This is a genomic window from Pseudonocardia sp. GCM10023141 (genome assembly GCF_042653605.1).
In genome coordinates this window covers 12,973-34,946 of sequence record NZ_JBHSIR010000002.1, presented here as the reverse complement: position 1 = coordinate 34,946, position 21,974 = coordinate 12,973, and the positions used below count along the sequence as shown (strand labels likewise).

Sequence of the window (21,974 nt, the reverse complement as noted above, 5' to 3'; positions counted from 1 at the left end):
CGGCATGCCCGTACTGGAGCTGCGCTGTCCCGACTGCGGGCACGAGTTCCGGTCACTGGTGATGGACGGGACCAAGGTCCCCGAGGTGTGGGTGTGCTCGGCGTGCGGTAGCCGCCGAGCACACCCCTTCCACGTCATCGAGGCGACCGAGCACCCGTGGTCGGGCGGGCGGTCCTGCGGCTGTTGTGGCTGAGCAGCCTGTTCGCCCCGGACGAAGGACGGCGCAATCCTTCGGCCGTCGCGGACGAAGAGTGTGACCCCGCTCACGGCTAGCGTTCAGGCGTGACCCAGGTGACCGCCGCTTCGCGCACGGCGCTGCAGAGCTACCGGCAGATGGTCCTCATCCGGCAGTTCGAGACCAAGATCGATGTGCTGTACCGGCAGGGCCGCGTCCGCGGGCCCGTGCACCTCGGCATCGGCCAGGAGGCCGTCGCGGTGGGGACGGCCGGGGTCCTGCGCGCCGGCGACAACTCGATCGGCACCTACCGCGGGCACGCGCACGCGCTGGCCAGGGGTGCCCCACCGGAGGCGGTGCTGCGCGAGCTGCTGGGCCGCGACGGCGGGATCTGCCACGGCAAGGGCGGCTCGATGCACATCGCGAGCGTCGAGCACGGCTACTACGGCTCCTACGCGATCATCGGCGCGCACCTCCCGATCGCGACCGGGCTGGCGTGGGCGAGCCGGGTCCGCCATGACGACAGGGTCACCGTCTGCTTCTTCGGTGACGGCACCACGAACATCGGGGCCTTCCACGAGGCACTGAACCTGGCGGCCGTCTGGCGGCTGCCGATCGTGTTCGTCTGCGAGAACAACCACTACATGGAGTACACCCCGATCGCGACGGTCATCCCGGTCGAGCGGCCGGCAGCCGATCGGGCGGCGAGCTACGGCCTGCCGGCCGTCGTGGTCGACGGAAACGACGTCAACGCGGTGGCCGAGGTGATCGGCGCGGCCGTCGACCTGGCGCGGGGTGGCGGGGGACCGTCGCTCGTCGAGGCCGACACCTACCGGCTGACCGGGCACTCCGCCGCCGATCCGGCGACCTACCGGTCGAAGGACGAGGTCGCCGAACGGGCGACCCGCGACCCGCTGCTGCGCCAGGCCGCCGTGCTGGCCGAAGCCGGAGTACCGGCCGCCGAGCTGGCGTCGATCTCCACCGCGATCCGCGCCGAGATCGACGCGATGACGGTCGTCGCGCTGGCCGCGCCGGCCCCTGCGCCGGCCACGGCGTGGACGGACATGTGGAGCGACGGGAGCTCCCAGTGGCGGAACTGACCTATCGCCAGGCCGTCGCGGCCGCATTGGCGCAGGAGATGGCACGCGACGAGCGGGTCGTGCTGCTCGGCGAGGACATCCGTCCCGGCGGGGTGTTCAAGACCACCAGCGGTCTGCTGGAGCGGTTCGGGCCCGAGCGCGTGTGGGACACGCCGATCTCCGAGACGGCGATCGCCGGTGCCGCGATGGGTGCGGCCATGGCCGGCCTGCGGCCCGTCGCCGAGATCATGTTCTCCGACTTCTATGCCGTCTGCTGGGACCAGGTGGCCGTGGAGATCGCCAAGACGCGCTACATGACCGGCGGGCAGGTGAGCCTGCCGCTGGTGATCCGCGGCGTGAACGGCGGCGGGCTCGGCTTCGGCGCCCAGCACAGCCAGGCGGTGGAGAACTGGGCGCTCTGCGTGCCCGGCCTGAAGATCGTGTCGCCGTCGCGCCCCGCAGACATGGTCGGGCTGCTGGCCGCGGCGATCCGCGACGACGACCCGGTGCTGGTCTTCGAGCACAAGGCGCTGCTGGGCACGAAGGGCGAGTGCCCGGACGGCGAGCACGTCGTCCCGCTCGGTCGGGCCGCCCGGATCCGCGAGGGCTCCGACGTCACGCTCGTCGCGCTGTCGATCACGGTCGGCGCCTGCTGCCAGGCAGCCGCCGAGCTGGCGTCTCACGGCGTGTCGGCGGAGGTGCTCGACCTGCGCTCGCTGGTGCCGCTGGATGCGGCCGCCGTGCTCGCGTCGGTGCGCCGCACCGGCCGGGCCGTGATCGTCGAGGAGAACCCCGGTCAGCTCGGCTGGGGCGCCGCGATCGCCGCGATCCTCGCCGAGGAGGCCTTCGACGAGCTCGTCGCTCCCGTCGTCCGGGTCACCGGCGGCAACGTGCCGTTGCCGGTGGCCGCTCCGCTCGAGGCCGAGGTCAGCGTCTCGGCCGACAAGGTCGTCACCGCGGTGACGAAGCTGCTCGACCGGCCCGCCCGGCGGGCCGGCTGACCTGATCCGAAAGGTGGGCATGATGGAGATTCGCGGCGAGGAAGTGCTGCTGCCGACGAGCGCGGTATCGGCCTTCCCCCGGCCCCACTGGCTGCAGGGCCGGGTGTTCGGCAGCCGGGAGGAGCCCTACTACCGCAGCCACAACCTGCGGATCACCTACGAGGACGCGGTCGCCCTGTGCGCGCATGAGCAGGAGCGGGCGGGCCTCGACGTCCTCACCGACGGCGCGCAGTACTACGAGTGGGAGGCCCCGGGCTTCCAGCTCGAGCCGATCTTCCACTTCATCCCGGAGATGCTCGGCGGCATCACCCCGTACGGCCCGCCCGGCGACGGCGTGAAGTACGCACCGTTCTACAAGGGCATCGTCCACGACAGGGTGACCTGGAAGCGTTCGATCTTCGAGGGCGTCGTCTACGCGATGAAGGCCGCGACCGACAAGCCCTTCAAGGTGGCCATGCTCGGCCCGGCGCAGCAGAGCGTCATCCTCGACGACCAGCACTACGGCAGTGGCGTCGAGCTGGCCTTCGACATCGCCCGCGCGCTCAACCAGGAGCTGAGGTTCCTGGTGAGCCAGGGGCTCGAGGCCGTCCAGCTCATCGACGTGCTGCCGCCGTACTTCCAGGACGGCTGGCAGATCGAGGCGCAGAACATCATGTTCGACGGCGTGGACGCGATCAAGTTCTGGCACGTCTGTTACGGCAGCGTCGACGGCCAGCGCGACGTGTTCGACGACAAGGCCGCGGAGATGATGCCGTTGTTCGGCCAGAGCCCCGTCGACGTGATCCATCTCGAGTTCACGAGCAAGGGGCTCGGCGAGCTGAGCGCGTTCGCCAAGTTCCCGACGAACAAGGTGCTCGGCATGGGCGTGGTCGACGCCAAGAACGTCATGGTGGACACGGTCGACGACATCGCTGCGCGCATCCGCAAGGGCCTGGAGTTCATCCCGGCCGACCGCCTGCTGATCGCCCCGGACTGCGGTCTGGGCTACTTCAGCCGCACGGTGGCCTATGCGAAGCTGCGCAACATGGGCAGGGCAGTGAAGCAGGTGCGGGCCTCCCTGTAGTCCGATCCCGGGCGGGGCGCCGGTCGTCGCGCTCGGGCGCCCGGTCAGCGGCTGTTCGCCGGCAGCGCGAGGATCGAGCGATGTTCGGCAGCCAGCGGTCAGCGACCCAGCCGGACATGCGTACCGGAGGTCCGCGACCCGGAAGCGGCGCCGGCGGCATCCACGGCCGGACCGGTGCGGACATCAGGCTGTCGCAGGACAGCCCGAGCGCCGTGGCCTGTCCACCCAGGACGTGGCGCGAGCGCTGGACGCCCTCGACACTGGCCGATCATCGGCTCGGCGAAGGGGCCTCGGATGAGCAGTGCAGGCCACGATGTGTTCACCGGCGACGTGTTCCTCAGGCGCCTCACCGCGGTCGCCGATCACGGCCGAGGGCCGAGGGACACCGCGCGCGGGATGGCCGTCCAGCTGCGGGGTGCGCTCGACGGGGGCCTGCTCGATGTCGGCCACCTCGACTCCGATGCGGACCGCTACCGCCAGCACCTGCTGCACGTCGACCCGCGCGGCCGGTTCTCCGTCGTGGCGCTGGTGTGGCGGCCCGGGCAGGCGACCGCGATCCACGACCACCTCTCGTGGTGCGTCTCCGGCGTGCACTCCGGCACCGAACGCGAGGAGCGCTTCGCGCTCGTCGATCGCTGCGAGGGCGACGGCCTGCTGCGCTCGACCGTCAGCGTGGTGAACGGGCCCGGAGTCGTTTCGGTCCTCGACCCGAGCAGATCCGACATCCACCGCGTCGTCTGCGTGAGCGAGGATCGCACGGTGTCCGTGCACATCTACGGCGTCGACCTCGCGCGTGCGGGGACCTCGATCAGGGTGGTCTATGACGACGGCCAGGTCGTCGATCCTGCCTCGGAGCGGCCGCAGGATGCCGTTGCGACTGGTGGTGTCGAGAGCGCCTGAGCGCCGATGGCGAACGTGCCCGGGCCCGACTCCACCCCGGGGGCCGGGGGCGACCATCAGCGGCCGGATGGAGCCGGCGTCAGTTCGATGCGTTGCGGTCGCTGCTGGCGGGTCGGGTCGGCGGTTGGCTCAACGGGGCGTTCTCGCGCCATCCCGCATGCTCGCCCGCCGCGGCGGCCCGCACGGTCTCCTCCGTCACCGGGATACCGGTCATCAGCAGGTCAGCGCGGATGCGCATGAACTCCGTCTCAGCGATCCCGAGCCGGGCCCCATGCTCGCGAATGCGGCGCATGCGCTGCGTGTGCTCGTGCGCGGTGAAGGTGGCTCGGGGCCGCGGGTCGTCCATCCCCGACGAGGCGACGGCCACCGCGACGCGGATCCGGTCGCTGGTCGCCGGGAGGCCAAGGTGCACAGTCTCGCTGCTGAACACGAACGCGTCGCCGGGGGCGAGCGCTGCGGTGTGCCAGGTGTCGCCGACCAATTCCGGCCCGATGCCGTGCACCGGGCTGTCGTCGACCTGTGGACGGCCGGTGGCCGGGCGGCGGCGGGCGTCCGGGAAGGGGCGGTAGGGGAGGCGCCCGCGGCGGTGCGAGCCGACGGCGAACGCCAGGCCCGCATCGCCGAACGCGACAGGGGTGATCGGGATCCACGCCCGCCGGTAGTCCCCGGTCGTGGTCATCGAGTAGCCGTCCTGGTGTGGAACACCGGCATAGGCCGGATCGTCGGGCAGGGTCAGGTGCAGGAACCCGCCGCGCCACACGTGCATCGGGGCCGGGCACACCTGATCCAGCAGCGACGCCACCTCGGCGCGGAGCGTGGCGTCGGTGTCGCGCAGCGCGGGGACGGCGTGCAATTCGTCTGGGTCGAGCAGGTCCGGGCTGCGTCCCGTCCAACGGATCTCGGGTCCGGCACCCGGACGGGCGATCTCCCAGCGCCGCAGCACCGCGGCGACCTGCGCACCGACGGCGGCGACCAGATCCCGGTCGATCGCGCCGCGGACGAGCAGGCAGCCGTCCTCGACGTAGCGGCGTGCCTGCTCCTCGCGGTCGCCGGCAGCGGGGGTCAGTTCGTGCAGCCGCACGCGGCCACCTCCTCGGTTCGGTGCCGTCGTCGGGTCGCTGGACCGACCCGGAGGCGTTCGGGTAGTTCGGGATCTCCGTTGGGAGCGCCTGTCCGCGAACACGGGTGCTAAGGGGCTGGTCGCCTGCACCGAGGATCCTCACAGCAGCGCGGAGCGCGCGGAGCGCGCCAGGAGCAGCATGAAGTACGGGCCAGCGATGATGACGGTGAACACCCCGACCGGCAGATGGATCGGCTCGAACAGGCGCTGCGCGGCATAGTCGGCGACGACGACCAGGGCGCCACCGACCGCGGCGGACACCGGCAGCAGGGCCGCGCTCGGGTTGCGGGTCAGCGCCCGGGTGATGTGGGGCGCGATGAACGCCACGAAGCCGACCGGGCCTGCCGCCGTCACGGCGGCCGCTGCCAGCCCGACCCCGACGACGATCAGGCCCAGGCGGGCGACGCCCGGTCTCGCCCCCACCCCGACGGCCACCTGGTCCCCGAGCTGCAGCACACGCAGGTGCGTGGTCAAGGCCACCCCGATGGCCATCAGCGGTATCGAGGACACGGCGGCATCTCGGACCGTCGGCCAGGTCGCGTCGGACACGTCGCCGAGCAGGTAGTGGTTGACGGTGAGAACCTGATCGAGGGAAGCCCTGGTGAGCAGGTAGGTGATCGCGGCCCCGAGCAGCGAGTTCATGCCGATCCCGATCAGCACGATGCGGAACGGGCAGTTGTCACGGCCCAGCGAGAGCAGGTAGACCGTCAGCGCGGCGGTCAGGGCACCGGCGGCCGCGAAGATGCCGGGTGGAGCCCCGCTGCCGATCACGACCACCGCGACCACCGCGACCGATGCCCCGGCATTGACCCCGATGATGTCCGGCGCCACCAACGGGTTGCCGGTGATGCCCTGGAAGATCGCTCCCGACATGCCGAGTGCGGCCCCGACGAGCACTGCCGCGAGGAGTCGAGGTAGTCGGAGGGTTCGGATGACGAGCTCGGGGTAAGGGTCTGCCTGGTTCAGGATCGCGCCGATGACCTCGGCGGGGTGCAGCGGAATCTCGCCGATGAACAGCGTGACACCCATCGCCGCCAGTGCCACGGCGCCGGCGAGGGCCAGCACCGTCAGAGCGCGACGGCTCAGCCGACGGGAGAGCGGCGGTCGCGCGATCCGCAGCACGAGTCGACCGCGCTCCCGGGGGAGCGCCGTCTCGCCACGGGTCACAGGCTCGCCACCGAACGCCTGCGCCGAGCGACCAGGATGAACACCGGTGCGCCCAGCGCGGCGGTCATGACTCCGACCGCGATCTCACCGGGTCCCGCGACGCGGCCCGCCACGTCACATAGCAGCAGGATGGCCGCGCCGAGCAGAGCGGACGTCGGGACGATCCACCGGTAGTCGGGGCCGACCACGAACCGGCACAGGTGCGGGACCATCAGCCCGATGAACGCGATCGGGCCGGCCAGCGCTACGGCGGTGCCGGCGAGCAGGATGACGGCGACGGCGACGATCACCCGCGTCAGCACGACACGCTGGCCATGGGACCGGGCGATCTCATCGCCGAGAGCGAGCCCGTTGAGCGCGCGACCCAGGGTCACAGCGAGCCCCAGTCCGATCACGAGGGACGGCGCGACCTGCGCGAACTCCGCAAGGCTGACCCCGGTCAGCGCGCCGGCCAACCAGTACCGGGAGAGATCCGCTGCTGCGGGGTTCAGCAGGTTGAGGGAGGCGGTGACCGTGCCGATGAACGCGGTGACGATGGCGCCCGCAAGTGCCAGCCTGGTGGGCGTGGCACCCCCGCCGATCGATCCCGTGGAGTACACGAGAACGCCCGCAGCGATCACTCCGGCGAAGGCGAACCACGGGTAGGCCTGATATGACGGGGCCAGGAAGGTGATGGCGGCGGTGATCGCGAAGGCGGCCCCGGCGTTGACACCGAGCAGGCCGGGGTCCGCCAGGGCGTTGCGCGTCAGGCCCTGCATGAGGCTGCCGGTCACGCCCAACGCCGCGCCCACGGCGAGACCGACGACCGTGCGAGGGATCCGCAGGTCGTGCACGATGATCTGCTCCGCTGTCGCGGCATCGGGCCCCGGATAGGCGAACAGGCCGGCCACCGCGTCCTGCCACGAGATCGGGAGCGATCCGGCCCGCAAGCTCAGCAGGCCGACGAAGCCCAGCAGGAGGGCGAGTCCGGCCAGCGCTCCCAGGCGGCGCCACGGTCCGACGCGATGATCACGAGATGACCGGGCTCCGGGTGGGGTTGCCAGGGACGTGGCTCGGCTCAAGGCCGTGGCAGGCTTCGCGCGGGGAGCGGCGGGTTCTCCGACAGCAGCGGCGCCGTGTCGAGGCCGAGCCAACCGGCGAGGACCAGCCTGCCGGCGAACAGCGGCTGCGTGACGGTGGAGGTTCCGGGGCTCGACAGCCAGTCGACGGCGAGGGACGTCCCGGCGACGGTGGAGCGGAAGTACTGGTGGATGCCGGTGTTCTGCGCCGCGTCGGGCTGCGGATCCGCAGGTTCGATCAGTCGGCGGGCCTGCAGGGTCTCGAAGGCCCTGGCCACACGGTCATCGGACTCGTCGACACCGAGCCGGCCCAGGAAACCACGTGGGTAGAAGGCGCCGCGGGCCTGCCAGGGGGTCGACGGTTGGACGGCGAGGATCGCCAGGGTGAGGTGCTCGACGTCGGTCAGCGCCCGGCTGGGGTCCAGGTTCAGCCCGGCCTTGACGGCCAGCGGCACGCGCGCGTCCTGGCCCGCGAACGCGAACGCCATGCGAAGCCACGGACCGGTGTTCGCGGCCGTGGAGTGGACGATGGTCGGGCAGAACGCCAGCGCGTCGCCGACCTCGAAGGTGTTCGCTCGCCACAGTGGCTCGAGCACGGCGGGGGACGGCAACGATCCGGTGCTGGTCAGCTGCTCGAGATGCAGCGGGTGCTTGATGGCGACCTCGCCGGGTCCGTCCGGAATGCGGTGCGACCCGGCCGCCACCGCCAGCCCGCCGTCACCGGGGCCGAGCCGGGTCAGCGGCACCCAGGCCTTGAAGTGCTCCTCGGGCGCGGCCGTGCCCATCTTGTGCCAGCCGTCGCGATGCACCCGCAGGGGACCGCCGGGCGCCAGCACGTACAGGTTGAGCGTTCCTTCCCACAGCACGGCCGGCCGGCCCCAGGTCGCCTCGATCGCGGCGGCGCCGAGACCCGTCGCGACCACCAGCGACTCGTAGGTGTCCACCAGCGCCTCCCACAGCGGGGTCCGGTCGACGTCGGGGTGTGCGCCCGTCCACCGGAGCCGGTCATGGTCGTCGACCCGCACGACCCCTTCGGCGACGAGGATGTCGACGAGCGGAGCGCGGACCTGCCGGAGGATCTCTGCCGGGAACACCTGCCGCCCGACGGCATGTCCCTGTGCGTCGAACGCGGCAGGCTCGCCGCGGAAGCCGGCCGCAACCTCGTACTCGCTCGCCAGTGCGACCTGCCGCACGTGATCCTCGTGCGTCGCCGCGCTCTCGACCGTGGCAGTCATGGTGGTTCCCTTCCGTCAGGATCGGCCGGACCGGCAGGCCTCGAGCGCGCACCTGCCGGTCTGTTCCGGCGCACGAGGATCAGGCTCAGGGCAGTGCGGCGAAGGCCTTGCCGACGACGGAGATCGCCGCCAGTTGCTCGATCGGCCCGCCGACGAACTGCCCGAACTCCGGCGTGGGCACGATGACCCTGCCTGTCGTCACCGCCGGCAACTTCTTGACCAGCGGATGGGCCAGGAACTGATCCCCGGACGCGTCCTTGATGAAGGCGTTCACGATGAGGTAGGGCGCTGTCAGGTCGCCGACCCGCTCGATGCTCAGGACGGAGGCGTCCGTTGGCCGCGAAGGGGTCAGCGGTTCCCCGCCGGACGGCAGCGGCGCCAATGTCAGGCCGAGGTAGGTGAGGAAGAGGTTCCCCTGGAAGGTCGGGCCGTCGTCGTAGAAGTTCTGGATCTTCGCCCCGGGGACGAGCAGCGAGTACACCTTGCCCTGCAGGATCGGACGGACCTTCGCTGCCTCGGCTTCGAACTTCGCGAGGAAGTCGTCGGCCGTTGCCTGCTGGTCGAACACCTTCGCCAGCAACTGGAGCTCCTCGTACCACGGGAGCCTGGCCAGGCCCTCGCCGGGACGGGCCCCGCTGATGTCGATGTCGATCACCGGGGCGATCGCCTGCAGCTGCGGAAGGTTGGCACTGCGCGTGCCGTTGACGCCCACGATCAGGTCTGGCTTGACGGCGGCGATCGCCTCCAGGTCCGGAGTGGACGGCGCGGCTCCCAGCGGCTTGAAGTCCGTCAGGTTGAGGGACGTGGGTATCCCGCGCCCGTCGGTCAGCGCGGTCGGCGGCTGGCTGTACACCAGCCCACCGAGCGGCGTGACCCCGAGCACGTGGAGCAACTGGGTCCCGAAGGTCGGGTTGTCGATCGTGACCACCCGTGTGGGGCGCTGGGGGATCGTCGCCGTGCTGCCGTCCGGCTGCGTGATCGTCAGCGGGTAGGTCGTGGCAGCGGGCGCGACGGAAGAGGAGCCTGACGGCGAGGACGCAGGACCGGTCGAGGCTCCGCCCGGCGACGAGCATCCGGCGATGACGGCCAACGCGGCAACGGTGGTGACGATCGCGGCGCGGAACCGGGCGCTGTGATGGGGCATCAGTGCTCCAGACATCGTGGGAAGGCCATCGGTCGCCGGTCGATCCGGCCTGAGTGCGACCCCGCTCGGTGGGGGTCGGGGCAGGTCAGCGCCGCGCCGGCACTCGGCGCCCGACACCGGGCGCTGCAACCGCCCGAACGCCCGCAGCGTGGTCGTGGTCGATCGACAGGTCGCGAGCCACCAGGAGCGTCGACGGGCGCTTCGACATACATCACCGTCCAGGTCAGCTGTGACACACGCGGGCTCCGACGGCCACGTGACCATCGGCGGGCGCAAGGTAGCCGGGTGGGCAATGCCTGACAAGGACGGATTAATCGATTGCTAAAGAGCATCGATCACGACGTCGGTCCGGTGCGAGAGGCCGACCCTCATGGCGGGTTCGACGGAGGCCACGATACCGCACCCACGCGCGTGTACGTCACGACCTCGACCTTGGCAAGTCGGCCGGAAGTGGGTAGGGGCCTGATTGTTGGGCAGATTCCGCTGACCCTTCGCCAACGGGTTGCCGGTCAGGAGGTCTCGAGCAGTTCGACCAGGTCAGCGAGGTGACAGGCGTGCTCGGCCGACCGGCATCGGCAACACGGATCGATCTTATCCACGCATCTGCGGAGATTTCGGTCTCGACATTCCGCGTCCGCGATGATCAGATGTCGCCCGGGGACAGCGTGGTGAACCCCTGAGGAGGTTGCGATGGCGGATCGCAGACAGACCACAACCCCTCCGCCTGGCCCTGAGTTCGATTCGAGTGGTATCGGCCAGCGCCGGCAGCGGACGTGATGACGCTGCCGGCCCCGTGTGGCCTGTCGCTCGACATCGCCCGACACGCAGGGCAGCGCGATCGTCGGTGCGAGCGCCTCCGACTCGAACGGGGCGGCCGGCCGCCCGGTCGTGCCGGTCCGGTACGACTTCGACCGGGCCTGCCGCTCGCCCCATCACCTCGCCCCATCACCTCGTCGCGCTGGGCGAGGGCGGCTCAGCTCGTCGGCGATCGGGTCCGCGACGACGTCGAGCTCGATTGCGTGATCATCCCCGATCCGTCGCCCCCGCACGCCCACTGAGTCCCGGACACCCGGCGCCGGCCCCGCGCCGCATCCCCCCGCACGGCGACGGGGACCAGCCATGACACCGCCCGCCCCAATCCGCCTGTCGTGATCGTTCGCGTTGTGATCCCGAGGAGTCTCCATGTCCGACCATCGAAGGTTCGCGGTCAGAGAACTGTGGGCAGCGCTGGCCGCAGGTGCCGTGCTCCTGGCAGGTTGCTCGTCCGCGACCGAGGCGCCGGCTAGCCCCGCTGCCACGAGCTCGGCGCCGGTCGAGCGCACGTCCTACCCGTACACGCTGACGCAGCCCGACGGCACGACCGTGTCGATCCCCAAGGCGCCCAGCCGGATCGTGGTGATCGATCAGCCCGGGATCACCTTGGACTATCCGATGGCTCTGGGGGTCGTGCCGATCGGCGGTGAGCTCAACACCGCGGAGTCGGGTTTCGCCGCGGGGGAGCTCGACCCGCGAGGTATCACGATCTGGAATGCGGACAAGATCAAGGACTTCACCTCGATCGGCGTCCCGTTCAAGCCCGATCTCGACAAGCTCGCCGCGTTGAAGCCGGATCTGATCGTCGGCTACGGCGGCGCAGGCACCGACAAGCTCGCGCAGCTCGAGGCGATCGCGCCGGTGTTCAGCATCCCGTCCGGCACCGCCCCGGCCGACAGCGTCCAGGGCATTGCCCGGCTGTCCTGGTACACCCCCGTGGCGGAGCTGGCCAAGGTGCTGGACCGGCAGGCGGAGTTCACGGCGTTCGTCGCCACGTTCGAGGCGGCCGCCGCGGCGGCGCGGTCGAAGCTGCAGGGCAAGTCTGTCTCCTACGTCGTGCCCTACACCGATCTCTCGGGTCTGCAGGTTCACGGCGCGAAGTACTACGGCGGCGTGACGCTGTCCTACCTCGGGCTCACCGTTGCGCCGATCCCGCCGGGTGGTCAGATCTACAAGGACTCCAACAACGACGGCGAGGCACTGAGCATCGAGCACGCAGGCGACATCAAGGGGGACTGGCTGGTGATGGCGACCTTCGGTCCCGGCGTTTCCGCGAAGTTCCTCGATCTTCCGCTGGTGAAGCAGCTGCCTTCGGTCAAAGCGGGCCATGTGGTCGACACCAGCACCAACACGCCCTTCTACGGCTTCCCGTCGGTAGGCCCGATCGGGCAGTTGCTGGCCATCCCGAAGCTCGCCACCGCGCTGGGTGGTTGATCGGCATGACGCAGTCGGCCGCCGCCGGGTCGGCCCACCGGGTCGACCCGGCACAGCCCGCGGCCCTGTCGCCCCGCCGGGCGCGCTCGCTGCCGGGGCGCGCGGTGATCCTGGTGGTGCTGGCGGCCGTTCTGGTGTTGGGCCTCGGGCTGAGCCTGCGGGTCGGGTCGTTGACCGTGTCGTGGCGGGAGGCATGGGACGCGATCTTCGCGTACCCGGGTGACGACCAGGCGACCAACGGCGAGATCGTCGTGCGCACCCTGCGCGTCACCCGGACGATCGCGGGCTTCGCAGCCGGGGTCTCGCTGGGCGTCACCGGTGTCCTCATGCAAGGCCTGACCCGCAACCCGCTGGCCGATCCCGGGATCCTGGGCATCACCGCCGGTGCGGCGCTCGCGATCTCAGCCACGGTGGTGCTCGGGCACGCGGGCGTGACGACCTACATCTGGTTCGCGTTTGTCGGTGCGGCGGTCGCGGGTGTGCTGGTCTACGTGCTCGGGTCGCTCGGTGGCGGCGCGACGCCCGTCAAGCTGGCACTGGCCGGAGCGATCGTCACCGCATTCGCGGGGGCGCTGAGCTCCGCCTTCGGCGTGATCAGCCCGAGCGTGGTCGAGGTCGGTCGCTTCTGGTCGGCCGGGTCCATCGCCACGATCGACCCGAACAACGTCGCCGCCGTCGCGCCGTTCCTGGCGGTGGGTCTCGTGCTGGCCATGGGCACCGGCCGGATGCTCAACGGGCTCGCGCTGGGCGACGAGATCGCCCGATCGCTCGGCCAGCGGGTCGGGACGACCCGGGCCGTCGTCTCGCTGGCCGTCATCCTGCTCGCCGGTGGGGCGACGGCGCTTGCCGGTCCGATCGCCTTCCTCGGGTTGATGGTGCCGCACGCCGCTCGCTTCCTGGTGGGACCCGACTACCGCTGGATCGTCCCGACGGCCGTGCTCCTCGGTCCTTGCGTGTTGTTGCTCGCCGATGTCACGGGCCGGATCGTTGCCGGAGCCAGCGAGATCCAGGTGGGGATCATGACCGCGGTCATCGGCGGTCCCGTCTTCGTGTTCCTTGTACGGCGTCGCGTGGTGGGCGACCTGTGACGGCGGTCGAAGGGACGACGAAGGGCGCGGTGGCCCTGCCTGCCGGTGGGCGGCGGCGTCTGACGGTGCGCGCCGGCCGGATGTCTCTGCGTTTCGAGATCCGCAACCTCGTGGTCTTCGTCGGGCTGGCCGCGATCGCCGTCGCGGGCATGGTCGTCAGCCTGGCGTTCGGTGAGCTGCAGCTGCCGTTGCACGACGTGGTCGATGCGGTGTTCGGACACGGTTCGGACACGGCGAACCTCATGGTGCGGACCCTGCGGATGCCGCGCGTGCTCACCGGGCTGGTCGTCGGCGCGGCGCTCGGCATGGCCGGGATGATCTTCCAGGCCATCAGTGGCAATCCGCTGGTCTCACCGGACATCATCGGGGTGAACCACGGAGCGTCGGTGGCCGTCGTCGTCACGGTGGTGCTCGGCGGAGGGGCCGCCCCGCCGGGGATCGTGGCCTTCGCCGGCGCGGTCGCCGCGGGACTGCTGGTGTACCTGCTCTCGGCGAGCTCCGCGCACTCCCGGTTCCGGCTGGTGCTCATCGGTCTCGGGGTGAACGCGACGCTCGGCGCGGCGATCTCCTTCCTGCTGACGCGGGCGTCGCTCGACCAGGCGGTGCGGCTGAACCAGTACCTGCTCGGCGACACGGGGTCGGCGACCTGGGCGACCGTACGTGGCCTCGTGCCGGCTGCGGTCGGGCTGATGGTGGTGGGAACCGCGCTGGGCCGGCAGCTGCGGATCCTGTACATGGGGGAGCCGGTGGCGATCGGGGTCGGCTCGCGCGTGGGCGTCGCGCGCGTGTCGCTGCTGGCCGTCGGCGCCGGGCTGGCCGCGGTGTCCGTCGCCGCGGCCGGGCCGGTCGGGTTCGTCGCCTTCATCTCCCCGCACATCGCCCGTCGGCTCACCGGGAGCGCCGGGCCGGGCGCGCTGCCGGTCGCCGCGGCCGTCGGTGGCGCGCTGGTGGTCATCGCGGACTACGCCGCGCAGCGGCTGCTGGAACCGATCCAGCTGCCGGTCGGGATCCTGACGATCGTGATCGCCGGCCCGTACTTCATGGTCCTGCTGTTGCGGGCGGCGCGGTCGGGGCTGCTGTGACCGGGAGGGTCCGCTCGCGGCGGATGTGGCCTTTCAGGCAGGCCACATCCCTGCTGCTCGGGCCCCGCCGCCCTGAGGCGCGCCACTGGCCGACCGGCACCATGAAAGCCCCGCGCCAGCTGTGGGCTATAGACAAGGCGACCAGGTCGACCGCCAGCATCAACTACAACTGCCGTCCCTGCGTCGCGGCGTACCTGGGGGGTTAGCTGCGGCGGCGGCCGCGACGACGTCGGCCACGGACAGCACGATCAGATCGTGCTCCCTCGCGAAGCGCCGCATCTCGGTACTCCGGGTCAGCGCGCCGGGCTGCTCACGCGACACGAGTGCGTTGAACGCGGCGGCCGCGGGCAGCCCTGCGAGGCGGGTGAGGTCGATGGGCCTCGGCGTGTCTGGCGTGTTCCAGCACCCCGCCCAGGTGGGTTGAGTGGGGGACGACGTGGCCGGGTCGGACGAAGTCGGTCGCCTGGGACTCCGGTGCGCCGAGGGCAGCGATGGTGGCGGCGCGGGCCTCGGCGGAGATCCCGGTGCCGGTGCCGACGAGATCGACCGTCACCCGGACGTCGGACTGCCAGTGCATCGGCGGGAGCCGCAGCCGTTCGCACGTCTCGGGTGGCAACGCCACGGACACGAACCCGGATCCGTGCCGCACCATGAACGCCGTGGTCGCCGTGGTCGCGTAGGTGGCGGCGACGACGAGCTCGGCGGACGTGCCGTCGTCGACGATGATCACCCGGCCCGTGGCGAGCGCCGTCACGGCGTCATCAACGCGGCTGCTCGCCACGATCACACCTTTGCCAGTCGTCGGAATGCGCTGCCGTGGAATACCAGTGGCGGGGTGGCCGGGTCGGCGCGGACGCCGTGGATCTCCAACAGGACGATCATGTGGTCGCCCGCGGGCACCTCGCTCCGGATGGAGCAGTCCAGCCATGCCGTCGAGTCGTGGATGAACACACTGCCCCCGACCGCGGTCCAGGCCGTGTCGGCGAACCGGTCGCCGGTCGTGCTGCCCAGCCGCGCGCACACCGCGTCGTGGCCCTCGGCGAGCACGCTGATCCCCAGCCGTGGTTGCTTGCGTAGGGTGAGCCAGGTCGTCGAGCTGTGCTGCATGCACACCGACACCAGCGGCGGGGACATCGACACGGACGTGAACGAGCTGGCGGCGACCCCGACGGGTACCCCGTCGACCTGTGCGCAGACCGCAGTGACCCCCGACGGGAAGCAGCCGAACACCGTGCGGAGTTGCGTCGTGGCCGTCACCGGCTCGATCCGGGTCATCAGGTCTCCCTCCCACGGGGCAGCTGTGCGGGTCGAGGGCCTGGTCGGGACGCGGCAACAGGCCGTCGCGCGCCACGGGCCGGACGGGTGGTGCGGTCACCCGCATGATGCGACCGGGACCGCTCCGACTCGCTGCGCCGCTGCCGCATCAGTCCGGGCGCTCGGTTCCATATGCCGCATCGAGCCGGTCCCGTCGTTGTCGGGTGAGGCTGCCCGCCAATACGGACTCGTGGCCGAGTCCCGTGTGCTGCCAGTCCATCACAAGAGTCCGAGAGGCGATCCGCCATTCCCCGCGACGCAGTTCGAAATGGTCGATGTATCGTCCACCGAACGAGTCGACCACCTGCTCGTGGGCCGCGTCGAGATGCCTGGTTTGAATGGCGACGACGTATGTCTCGGCGTGCGCTGTCGTTCCGAAAATCTCGATGAGGGAGCTCCCGAGCACGTGCTGCGTCTTTTCCCACCCGTCCCGGAGGCGCGCAATCAGCTGCCGCCGGTAGTCGGTCGCGGGTCCGGTGAAGTAGCCGTGGTGCTCGACCGCATCCGGATGGTAGACGGAGTCCAGCAGGGCGGCGTCGAGGCGGTCCACTGCCCTGCAGTATCGACTGAGGACGTCACGAATATCCTGCATCGCGACAATGTCGGAAATTCGGCCGGGGGGTGCGGGGTTCACGTCCGGCCCCGTTCGTTGCGAGCGCGGTCGAGGTTCTCCGACGTCTCCTCCAGGGAGCGGCCGGTGGTGCGGGGCCCGTACCCGAGGACGACCCCCGCGGCGAGGATCAGCATCGCTCCGCAGAAGATCAGGACCCCCGGGGCGCCCAGCGCAGCGAGGAGCGGGACGGCCAGGAAGGGCAGGAAGGCCGCGGCGATCCGGCCGATGCCCAGACCGAACCCGTTCGCCCTGTTGCGGACGTGGGCGGGAAAGAGTTCGGACATGTAGACGTGAATGGCTACTCCGAGCGTCTGGTTCGTGACGGTGAGGAGGAACCCGATGGACACGACGAGTGCGGTCTCGGTCGCGTACGCGAACCCGACACCCAGCCCGGCCGTCATGATGAGCAGTAAGACGATCAACGTCTTCCGCTCCATCCGGTCGGCAACGCCGGATGCGATGTAGGCGCCGAGCGGGAAGCCGACCGAGATCAATGCTGCATAACCCAGCGACTGGATGACCGTGTACCCCTTCGCGACGAGCAGCACGGGGATCAGCGAGCTGAAACCGTAGTAGCCGGCCGTGCCGAGGAACTGCACGGAGGTCATCATGGCAAGACGTCCACGCAGGTTCTTGGCGAAGACGTCGGACCACCGGCTCCGGGCAGCCACGTCGATGGATCGAGCGGGGCCGTCCTCGATGCTGACCGGAGGCAGTTCGCGGCCCGTCGCGGCGATCACCGCATCCTCGATCCTGCGCAGCTCCGTGTCGGCCTCGTCGAGGCGTCCCTGCGAGGCGAGCCACCGGGGCGACTCCGGGAGGTTGCGGCGGACCCACAGGATGAGGACGACGCCGGATCCGGCGGCGATGAGCAGCCAGCGCCACCCCTCGAACAGGAACACGGTGTTCGTCAACAGCGCCCCTGCCATCGAGACGACGGGCACGGCGAGAAACCCGAAGGCCAGCGCCCGGGAGAGCAGCCTCCCCCGGGAGTGGCCCGGAAGAAGTTCCCCGAGGTAGGAGTCGATGAGGACCGACTCGGCGCCGACCCCCGCGCCGGCGATGATCCGGCAGACGACGAGGAACCAGATGTCCTGGGCAGTGGCTGCGACGAGCGCGGCCACGAGATACACGGTCAGGTTCAGCGTGAACATCCTTCGCCGACCGATCCGATCCCCCAGGACGCCCAGACCGATCGCGCCCAGGGCCATACCGATGAAGACGGAGCTGATGAGCATCCCGACCTCGACGGGCTGAAGGTTCCACCGGACCTTCAGAATTGGTGTCAGCACGCTTCCGAGGAACAACTCGAATGCCTCGTAGAAGACGCCGGCCCCGATGATGAGGAGAAGTTTTCGATGCCACGACGACAGTGGCAGTCGCTCGAGCCGAGCTGCGATGACTGCGGTCGTGCGAGTATTCGGCCCAGGAATGTTTCGTTCGGGCATGACTCTACTCCTCCGCTGGAGCAAGTTGGAGATACGTCGGCACAGTTGTGCCACCTGTCGCCACCGAGGATCGCGGCAGGGAATTCAGGACAGGGATCCACATCGGCGAGGCGGTTGCGCGCTGTCGGTCCGATGATTCTTACGACAGATCACCTCACAATGGAGGCTGCTTACCATTGGAGAGCGTTCTCGAGCTCGCTCCGTCGGTACAGTTGGACATACGGTGGCGTACCCCGCTGGAACCGCTGTCCTTCCCGTAGCAGGCCCGCATCCACGTGGTCGAAGCCGGCGTCGTCGAGGAGCACCGCGACCGTTGCCTTCGCGCCGGAGTCGTTGCCGGCCATCGGTAGCGCGAGCCGGCGCGGGTCTCCCGATTCGACCCCGCGGTCACGAAGATGCTCCCAGAAGATGCTGTTGACGGACTTCACGACGACACTCGTCCGAAAGCGGCGCTGAACGAGTTCGGACGACGTCGACACACCCTCCTCGATCTCCGCTACCCGGCCGTCTCGCTCACGCACGTAGTTCATCGCGTCGATGACGATCTTGTTGTCGACGAGCAGCGGATCCAGTGTCGGGTATTGGCCGAACGGGATGGCGAGTACGACGACGTCTCCGTTGTGGACCGCGTCGAACACTGTGCTGGGGTGGACCGCACTCCACCCGCCGTCGAGATGATCCATCGAGGACGGCGTCCGGCTGTTCGCGATCCAGATGTCGTGGCCGCGCGGTGCCCACAGACCGGTGAGCGTCGTGCCGATCTTGCCGCTGCCGATGATGGCGATCTTCATGACGTCGAGGCCCGTGGACCCGCCGCGCGCCGCGGTGACGGGCCGCTGGCGTCGAGCGGAGGCCGGGTGCAGTCCGGTCGTGCTGCGATCAGCGCCCGGTCCACCTCCTCCGCGAGGAGAGGAAGCCCCACCTCGGCCGCATGGAACCCGATCAATGTGACGATGCGGATGACGGCAATGACCTGTTCCCTGGTCGCGCCCGCGGTGAAGGCACGGCCGAGGTGCAGGCGGATCCCGGGTTCGTAGAGATGCGTGCTCTGGACGTCGATCGCCAGATAGATCAGTTCCTTGAACCGGGCGGGTATCCGGCCGCTACGCCAAGGAACGGAGGAGAATGTGCCGTAGGCCGCCAGCAGCTCCGGATCGAGCGCGAGGATGTCGTCGAGCGTCTCGTTCCAGCCGCCCCGCGCCGCTCCGAACGCAGTGCGTATCTCCGTCCGGCGAGCGTCGAGGTCGGGATCGGCTTCGGCTTCGGACAGGCCCGCCGAGGCGAGTTCGGACCGCAGGATGGGCAGACCCGAGTACGCCGCGTGGATCCCGAGCACGCTGCTCTGCGCGATCGCCTCGACCACGTGCTCTCGTGTCGCGCCGGCTGCGAGTGCCTCCCTGATCGCCGCGCGCAGACCTGGCAGGTAGAGGGTCGTGGTCGATGCACACACGGCGACCTTGACCAGGCCGGGCATGTAGGGAGGCCAGTCGACGTCGCGGGTCGCCAGTTCCTCGACCGTCCGGCGGAGCTGCTCCAACTCGGGGTCGACGGTACCGGCCGGGTGCGTGTCGGCACGCGTCGCGTCGGTGGTCATGGGCGGACTCACCGGGCGCTCACACTGCTCGGAGCGGGTTCGGTCACTGTCGTCGCCTTCCTTGGTTGATGAGCTGGGAGGACGGCGACGTGGTCGCCGCGGCCGCTTCGGGCCGTCATGAGCTGGCGGATCGGGTCGATCGATGTGGCCCGGTACTGGCGCTGCAGCGGTCACCGGGAGATCGGGACCCGGGCCGCGAGATCGGCGAGCGCGCGCCGCAGCCCTGCCCGATCACCTTCCGGCAGGCCGAACACGACGCGGTCCGCCCCGATCCGGGCGTACTCCTCGACGAGCTCCGGCCGGCCCAGTACCACCGTCACCTCGGGGTCCGGGCGTCCCGCCGCGGCCGCACGCGCACGCAACTCAGCGACGCGAGCACCCAGTGCGCCCAGGTCGCGCTGATGACCGGGCATCCATCCGTCGGCGTACTGCAGGACGCGATCGAGCACGGTGGGTCCGTTGCCGCCGAGCAGCACCGGCGGGTGTGGCCGCTGCACCGGCTTGGGCCAGGAGTGGATCGGGGCGAAGTCCACGTACCGGCCGTGGAACTCGGCCTCGTCGTGGCGCCAGATCTCTTGCATCGCCCGGACCCGCTCGCCCAGCACCGCGGTGCGCCGTGTCGGGTCGACACCGTGGTTGCGGGTCTCCTCTAGATTCCAGCCCGCCCCGACGCCCAGGACCACCCGGCCGCCGGCGAGGTGGTCCAGCGTGGCGACCTGCTTGGCGAGGACGATCGGGTCCCGCTCGGCGGGCAGGCAGACGGCGGTCCCCAGCAACAGCCGATCCGTCACCGCCGCGGCCGCGCCGAGGCTGACGAGCGGGTCGGCGATCCGGTAGTAGGGCCGCGGGAGCTCCCCGTAGGGCGGATGCGGGTAGGGCGTGGCCCGCTCGACCGGGATGTGGGTGTGGTCCGGAAGGAAGAGCGACTCGAAGCCGCCGTCCTCGACCAGCCGGGCCAGGTCGGTGACGGCCAGCGTCTCGTCCGTCACGAACGTCTGGACGCCGAGCCGCGGCGCCGCGCTCATCGGACGACCGCCGGGGCCGTCAAGGCGGCGTCCCAGTGGTCGACCGCCACCACTCGGCCCCCACTGGGCACGGTGGCGACGAGGGTCCGCCGGTCCGGACCGGCGAGGCAGACGCTGGTCGGGTTCATCCCGGGGAGCTCCAGCATCCCGGCCGGGCTGCCGTCGGGCTCCAGGACGGCGACCGCCCCGCCGACCACGAGCGCGACCAGTACGCGACCCCGCTCGTCGACAGTGAGCCCGTCGGGGCGAGCCGATCCGAGATCGGTGTGCCGCGCCGGACCCAGCGATCCGTCCGGGCGGACCGGGTAGGAGCAGATCCGGCCGGCTGCGGTCTCGGCGACGTGTAGGACGTCCTCGGCCGGCGAGAAGCCGATGCCGTTCGGGAACAGGCAGTTCGCCACCAGCACCACGACGGTGCCGGCGTCCGGGTCGAACCGGCAGACCCGCCCGCCGGCCGGGCCGCCGGCGAGCGGCGATCCCGACGACTCGGTGAACCAGATCCGGCCCTGCCGGTCGGCGGTGCAGTCGGTGGGTGCCGGCCCCCCGCGCGTCAGGACCTGTTCTGTCGAGTTCCCGCGCCGCCGGAGCAACCCGGGCCGGTCAGGGCCGTGGGAGACGATCCAGAGGTCGCCCGGCAGCGCTTCTGCCAACCCCGTGGGCCGGCCGCCGACGCGGATGGTGACTCTGGCGGCCCCGCCGTCGAGCCCCAACTCGTGGATCTCGCCGCGGGAGGCGCTGGTGACCAGCAGGCGCCCGTCGGATGTCCAGAGCGGGCCCTCGGTGAAGCCGATCCCGGAGGCGAGAACGCGCAGCGGGGTACTGCGTTCGGCGCGGCTAGGGCTCTGTCGCTGCATCGACCGGTCCTCCGGGAGTCGGCACCGCGGCTACTCGGCCCGCGGCGACTGCGGCGAAAGAGTAAGGCGACTGTGGACAGGCTGTCAACGAGTCGTTGATGGGCCTCGGCGATGCTCCATGCCCTCGGTGACGATCGTGGCGAACATGTCGCCCAGTCCGGCACCGTCGAGCTCGCCGTTGGGATCGAACCAGCGGTGCGTCCAGTTGATCATGCCGAGGAAGCCGTTGGCGACCACGCGCGGCGGCAGGTCGGCGCGGAACGCCCCGGTGGCGACACCCTCCTCCACGATGGCGAGCAAGGCCTGGTCGAACGCCTCCACCAGGGCGAGCAGCTGACGTCCCACCGCCCCTTCGCGACTGAGGCCGGCAGAGGTCTCGGAGAGGAAGGTCTGCAGGTAAGGTCGCTGCTGGTAGCTGGCCATCAGCATGGTGGCCAGCCTGTGCAGCTTCTCCTTTGGCGTGCCGGGGCCCGCCTGGATCGATTCCGCGGACACGGCGGTGACCTCCAGGATGTCCCGGACGACGTCGTAGAACAGCTCCTTCTTGCCGGCCACGTAGTAGTAGAGCGACGCCCGGTCGGTCCCGGCCGCGGCGGCGACGTCGTCGAGGCTCGTGCGCTCCACGCCTCGCTCCTGGAACAGCTGCTGTGCGGCGTCGAGGACGGCTCGTCGACGCTCGACGTAGCGGGCACTCCCTTCGGCGCGGGCCGCCGCCCGTCGCCGCGCAATCGAGCTCGATGTCATCTGCCGCCCATCTCCACAGGTTG

General features: G+C 70.5%; 23 protein-coding genes. 8 read left to right on the top strand and 15 right to left on the bottom strand.

Annotated features, from left to right (window positions below; all coding sequences use genetic code 11):
• The first annotated feature begins 4 nt into the window (after positions 1-4).
• From ACFPFQ_RS00210 to ACFPFQ_RS00190, 5 genes are all read left to right on the top strand, one after another.
• A complete protein-coding gene (locus tag ACFPFQ_RS00210) occupies positions 5-193 on the top strand; it encodes a hypothetical protein (protein ID WP_379613409.1) in 189 nt (62 codons plus the stop codon).
• 89 nt (positions 194-282) lie between these two features.
• A complete protein-coding gene (locus ACFPFQ_RS00205; protein ID WP_379613407.1) occupies positions 283-1,275 on the top strand; it encodes a thiamine pyrophosphate-dependent dehydrogenase E1 component subunit alpha in 993 nt (330 codons plus the stop codon).
• On the top strand, positions 1,263-2,255 hold the full coding sequence (locus ACFPFQ_RS00200; protein WP_379613405.1) for an alpha-ketoacid dehydrogenase subunit beta: 993 nt from the start codon (positions 1,263-1,265) through the stop codon (positions 2,253-2,255). The genes ACFPFQ_RS00205 and ACFPFQ_RS00200 overlap by 13 nt, the downstream gene beginning before the upstream one ends.
• A 19-nt stretch (positions 2,256-2,274) precedes the next feature.
• Positions 2,275-3,318, top strand: coding sequence for a hypothetical protein (locus ACFPFQ_RS00195; protein WP_379613403.1), 1,044 nt, complete (start codon positions 2,275-2,277; stop codon positions 3,316-3,318).
• A gap of 294 nt (positions 3,319-3,612) precedes the next feature.
• On the top strand, positions 3,613-4,218 hold the full coding sequence (locus tag ACFPFQ_RS00190) for a metal-dependent hydrolase (protein WP_379613402.1): 606 nt from the start codon (positions 3,613-3,615) through the stop codon (positions 4,216-4,218).
• Positions 4,219-4,297: 79 nt separating this feature from the next.
• On the opposite strand, the gene ACFPFQ_RS00185 is transcribed toward ACFPFQ_RS00190, so the two are convergent.
• The 5 genes from ACFPFQ_RS00185 to ACFPFQ_RS00165 form a co-directional block, all read right to left on the bottom strand.
• Entirely contained in the window at positions 4,298-5,299 is a 1,002-nt protein-coding gene (locus tag ACFPFQ_RS00185) for a phytanoyl-CoA dioxygenase family protein (RefSeq protein WP_379613400.1), read from the bottom strand.
• 138 nt (positions 5,300-5,437) lie between these two features.
• Positions 5,438-6,505, bottom strand: a complete 1,068-nt coding sequence (locus tag ACFPFQ_RS00180; protein WP_379613398.1) for a FecCD family ABC transporter permease — start codon at positions 6,503-6,505, stop codon at positions 5,438-5,440.
• Positions 6,502-7,566, bottom strand: coding sequence for a FecCD family ABC transporter permease (locus ACFPFQ_RS00175; RefSeq protein WP_379613396.1), 1,065 nt, complete (start codon positions 7,564-7,566; stop codon positions 6,502-6,504). Before ACFPFQ_RS00175 ends, ACFPFQ_RS00180 begins: the two co-directional genes overlap by 4 nt.
• A complete protein-coding gene (locus ACFPFQ_RS00170; protein ID WP_379613394.1) occupies positions 7,563-8,798 on the bottom strand; it encodes a phytanoyl-CoA dioxygenase family protein in 1,236 nt (411 codons plus the stop codon). Before ACFPFQ_RS00170 ends, ACFPFQ_RS00175 begins: the two co-directional genes overlap by 4 nt.
• 85 nt (positions 8,799-8,883) lie before the next feature.
• Entirely contained in the window at positions 8,884-9,942 is a 1,059-nt protein-coding gene (locus ACFPFQ_RS00165; protein WP_379613392.1) for an ABC transporter substrate-binding protein, read from the bottom strand.
• A 1,182-nt stretch (positions 9,943-11,124) separates the two neighbouring features.
• Between ACFPFQ_RS00165 and ACFPFQ_RS00160 the strand changes: the two genes are divergently transcribed.
• From ACFPFQ_RS00160 to ACFPFQ_RS00150, 3 genes are all read left to right on the top strand, one after another.
• Complete coding sequence (locus ACFPFQ_RS00160; RefSeq protein WP_379613390.1) at positions 11,125-12,189, top strand: ABC transporter substrate-binding protein; 1,065 nt, start codon at positions 11,125-11,127, stop codon at positions 12,187-12,189.
• A gap of 5 nt (positions 12,190-12,194) precedes the next feature.
• Positions 12,195-13,277, top strand: coding sequence for a FecCD family ABC transporter permease (locus tag ACFPFQ_RS00155; protein ID WP_379613388.1), 1,083 nt, complete (start codon positions 12,195-12,197; stop codon positions 13,275-13,277).
• Between the two features lie 80 nt (positions 13,278-13,357).
• Positions 13,358-14,359, top strand: a complete 1,002-nt coding sequence (locus ACFPFQ_RS00150; protein WP_379613386.1) for a FecCD family ABC transporter permease — start codon at positions 13,358-13,360, stop codon at positions 14,357-14,359.
• Positions 14,360-14,518: 159 nt separating this feature from the next.
• Here ACFPFQ_RS00150 and ACFPFQ_RS00145 read toward each other — a convergent pair whose 3' ends face one another.
• The 10 genes from ACFPFQ_RS00145 to ACFPFQ_RS00100 all read right to left on the bottom strand — a co-directional run bounded on the left by ACFPFQ_RS00145 (position 14,519) and on the right by ACFPFQ_RS00100 (position 21,951).
• Positions 14,519-14,680 (bottom strand): hypothetical protein, encoded by a 162-nt coding sequence (locus ACFPFQ_RS00145; protein WP_379613384.1) that lies wholly within the window; start codon positions 14,678-14,680, stop codon positions 14,519-14,521.
• On the bottom strand, positions 14,670-15,140 hold the full coding sequence (locus tag ACFPFQ_RS00140; RefSeq protein ID WP_379613382.1) for a 3,4-dihydroxy-2-butanone-4-phosphate synthase: 471 nt from the start codon (positions 15,138-15,140) through the stop codon (positions 14,670-14,672). The genes ACFPFQ_RS00145 and ACFPFQ_RS00140 overlap by 11 nt, the downstream gene beginning before the upstream one ends.
• Positions 15,141-15,142: 2 nt before the next feature.
• Positions 15,143-15,634 carry a flavin reductase family protein gene (locus ACFPFQ_RS00135; RefSeq protein ID WP_379613380.1) on the bottom strand — a complete coding sequence of 164 codons (492 nt, stop codon included), beginning with the start codon at positions 15,632-15,634 and terminating at the stop codon, positions 15,143-15,145.
• A gap of 148 nt (positions 15,635-15,782) precedes the next feature.
• On the bottom strand, positions 15,783-16,265 hold the full coding sequence (locus tag ACFPFQ_RS00130) for a nuclear transport factor 2 family protein (protein WP_379613512.1): 483 nt from the start codon (positions 16,263-16,265) through the stop codon (positions 15,783-15,785).
• A gap of 38 nt (positions 16,266-16,303) precedes the next feature.
• Positions 16,304-17,788: an MFS transporter gene (locus tag ACFPFQ_RS00125; RefSeq protein ID WP_379613379.1), complete on the bottom strand. Its 1,485-nt coding sequence runs from the start codon at positions 17,786-17,788 to the stop codon at positions 16,304-16,306.
• A gap of 116 nt (positions 17,789-17,904) precedes the next feature.
• Positions 17,905-18,525, bottom strand: a complete 621-nt coding sequence (locus tag ACFPFQ_RS00120) for an NADPH-dependent F420 reductase (protein WP_379613377.1) — start codon at positions 18,523-18,525, stop codon at positions 17,905-17,907.
• On the bottom strand, positions 18,522-19,328 hold the full coding sequence (locus ACFPFQ_RS00115) for a carboxymuconolactone decarboxylase family protein (RefSeq protein WP_379613375.1): 807 nt from the start codon (positions 19,326-19,328) through the stop codon (positions 18,522-18,524). The genes ACFPFQ_RS00120 and ACFPFQ_RS00115 overlap by 4 nt, the downstream gene beginning before the upstream one ends.
• Before the next feature lie 170 nt (positions 19,329-19,498).
• A complete protein-coding gene (locus ACFPFQ_RS00110; protein WP_379613373.1) occupies positions 19,499-20,353 on the bottom strand; it encodes an LLM class F420-dependent oxidoreductase in 855 nt (284 codons plus the stop codon).
• Positions 20,350-21,207 (bottom strand): SMP-30/gluconolactonase/LRE family protein, encoded by an 858-nt coding sequence (locus ACFPFQ_RS00105; protein WP_379613371.1) that lies wholly within the window; start codon positions 21,205-21,207, stop codon positions 20,350-20,352. Before ACFPFQ_RS00105 ends, ACFPFQ_RS00110 begins: the two co-directional genes overlap by 4 nt.
• Before the next feature lie 84 nt (positions 21,208-21,291).
• Positions 21,292-21,951, bottom strand: coding sequence for a TetR/AcrR family transcriptional regulator (locus tag ACFPFQ_RS00100; RefSeq protein WP_379613369.1), 660 nt, complete (start codon positions 21,949-21,951; stop codon positions 21,292-21,294).
• Positions 21,952-21,974: the final 23 nt, after the last annotated feature.

Bases quoted from the DNA above. Each gene is read 5' to 3' on its own strand.
- ACFPFQ_RS00210 (WP_379613409.1), top strand. From the start codon at position 5: ATGCCCGTACTGGAGCTGCGCTGTCCCGACTGCGGGCACGAGTTCCGG.
- ACFPFQ_RS00195 (WP_379613403.1), top strand. From the start codon at position 2,275: ATGATGGAGATTCGCGGCGAGGAAGTGCTGCTGCCGACGAGCGCGGTA.
- ACFPFQ_RS00190 (WP_379613402.1), top strand. From the start codon at position 3,613: ATGAGCAGTGCAGGCCACGATGTGTTCACCGGCGACGTGTTCCTCAGG.
- ACFPFQ_RS00170 (WP_379613394.1), bottom strand. From the start codon at position 8,798: ATGACTGCCACGGTCGAGAGCGCGGCGACGCACGAGGATCACGTGCGG.
- ACFPFQ_RS00165 (WP_379613392.1), bottom strand. From the start codon at position 9,942: ATGCCCCATCACAGCGCCCGGTTCCGCGCCGCGATCGTCACCACCGTT.
- ACFPFQ_RS00160 (WP_379613390.1), top strand. From the start codon at position 11,125: ATGTCCGACCATCGAAGGTTCGCGGTCAGAGAACTGTGGGCAGCGCTG.
- ACFPFQ_RS00155 (WP_379613388.1), top strand. From the start codon at position 12,195: ATGACGCAGTCGGCCGCCGCCGGGTCGGCCCACCGGGTCGACCCGGCA.
- ACFPFQ_RS00150 (WP_379613386.1), top strand. From the start codon at position 13,358: ATGTCTCTGCGTTTCGAGATCCGCAACCTCGTGGTCTTCGTCGGGCTG.
- ACFPFQ_RS00135 (WP_379613380.1), bottom strand. From the start codon at position 15,634: ATGACCCGGATCGAGCCGGTGACGGCCACGACGCAACTCCGCACGGTG.
- ACFPFQ_RS00130 (WP_379613512.1), bottom strand. From the start codon at position 16,265: ATGCAGGATATTCGTGACGTCCTCAGTCGATACTGCAGGGCAGTGGAC.
- ACFPFQ_RS00120 (WP_379613377.1), bottom strand. From the start codon at position 18,525: ATGAAGATCGCCATCATCGGCAGCGGCAAGATCGGCACGACGCTCACC.
- ACFPFQ_RS00115 (WP_379613375.1), bottom strand. From the start codon at position 19,328: ATGACCACCGACGCGACGCGTGCCGACACGCACCCGGCCGGTACCGTC.
- ACFPFQ_RS00110 (WP_379613373.1), bottom strand. From the start codon at position 20,353: ATGAGCGCGGCGCCGCGGCTCGGCGTCCAGACGTTCGTGACGGACGAG.
- ACFPFQ_RS00105 (WP_379613371.1), bottom strand. From the start codon at position 21,207: ATGCAGCGACAGAGCCCTAGCCGCGCCGAACGCAGTACCCCGCTGCGC.
- ACFPFQ_RS00100 (WP_379613369.1), bottom strand. From the start codon at position 21,951: ATGACATCGAGCTCGATTGCGCGGCGACGGGCGGCGGCCCGCGCCGAA.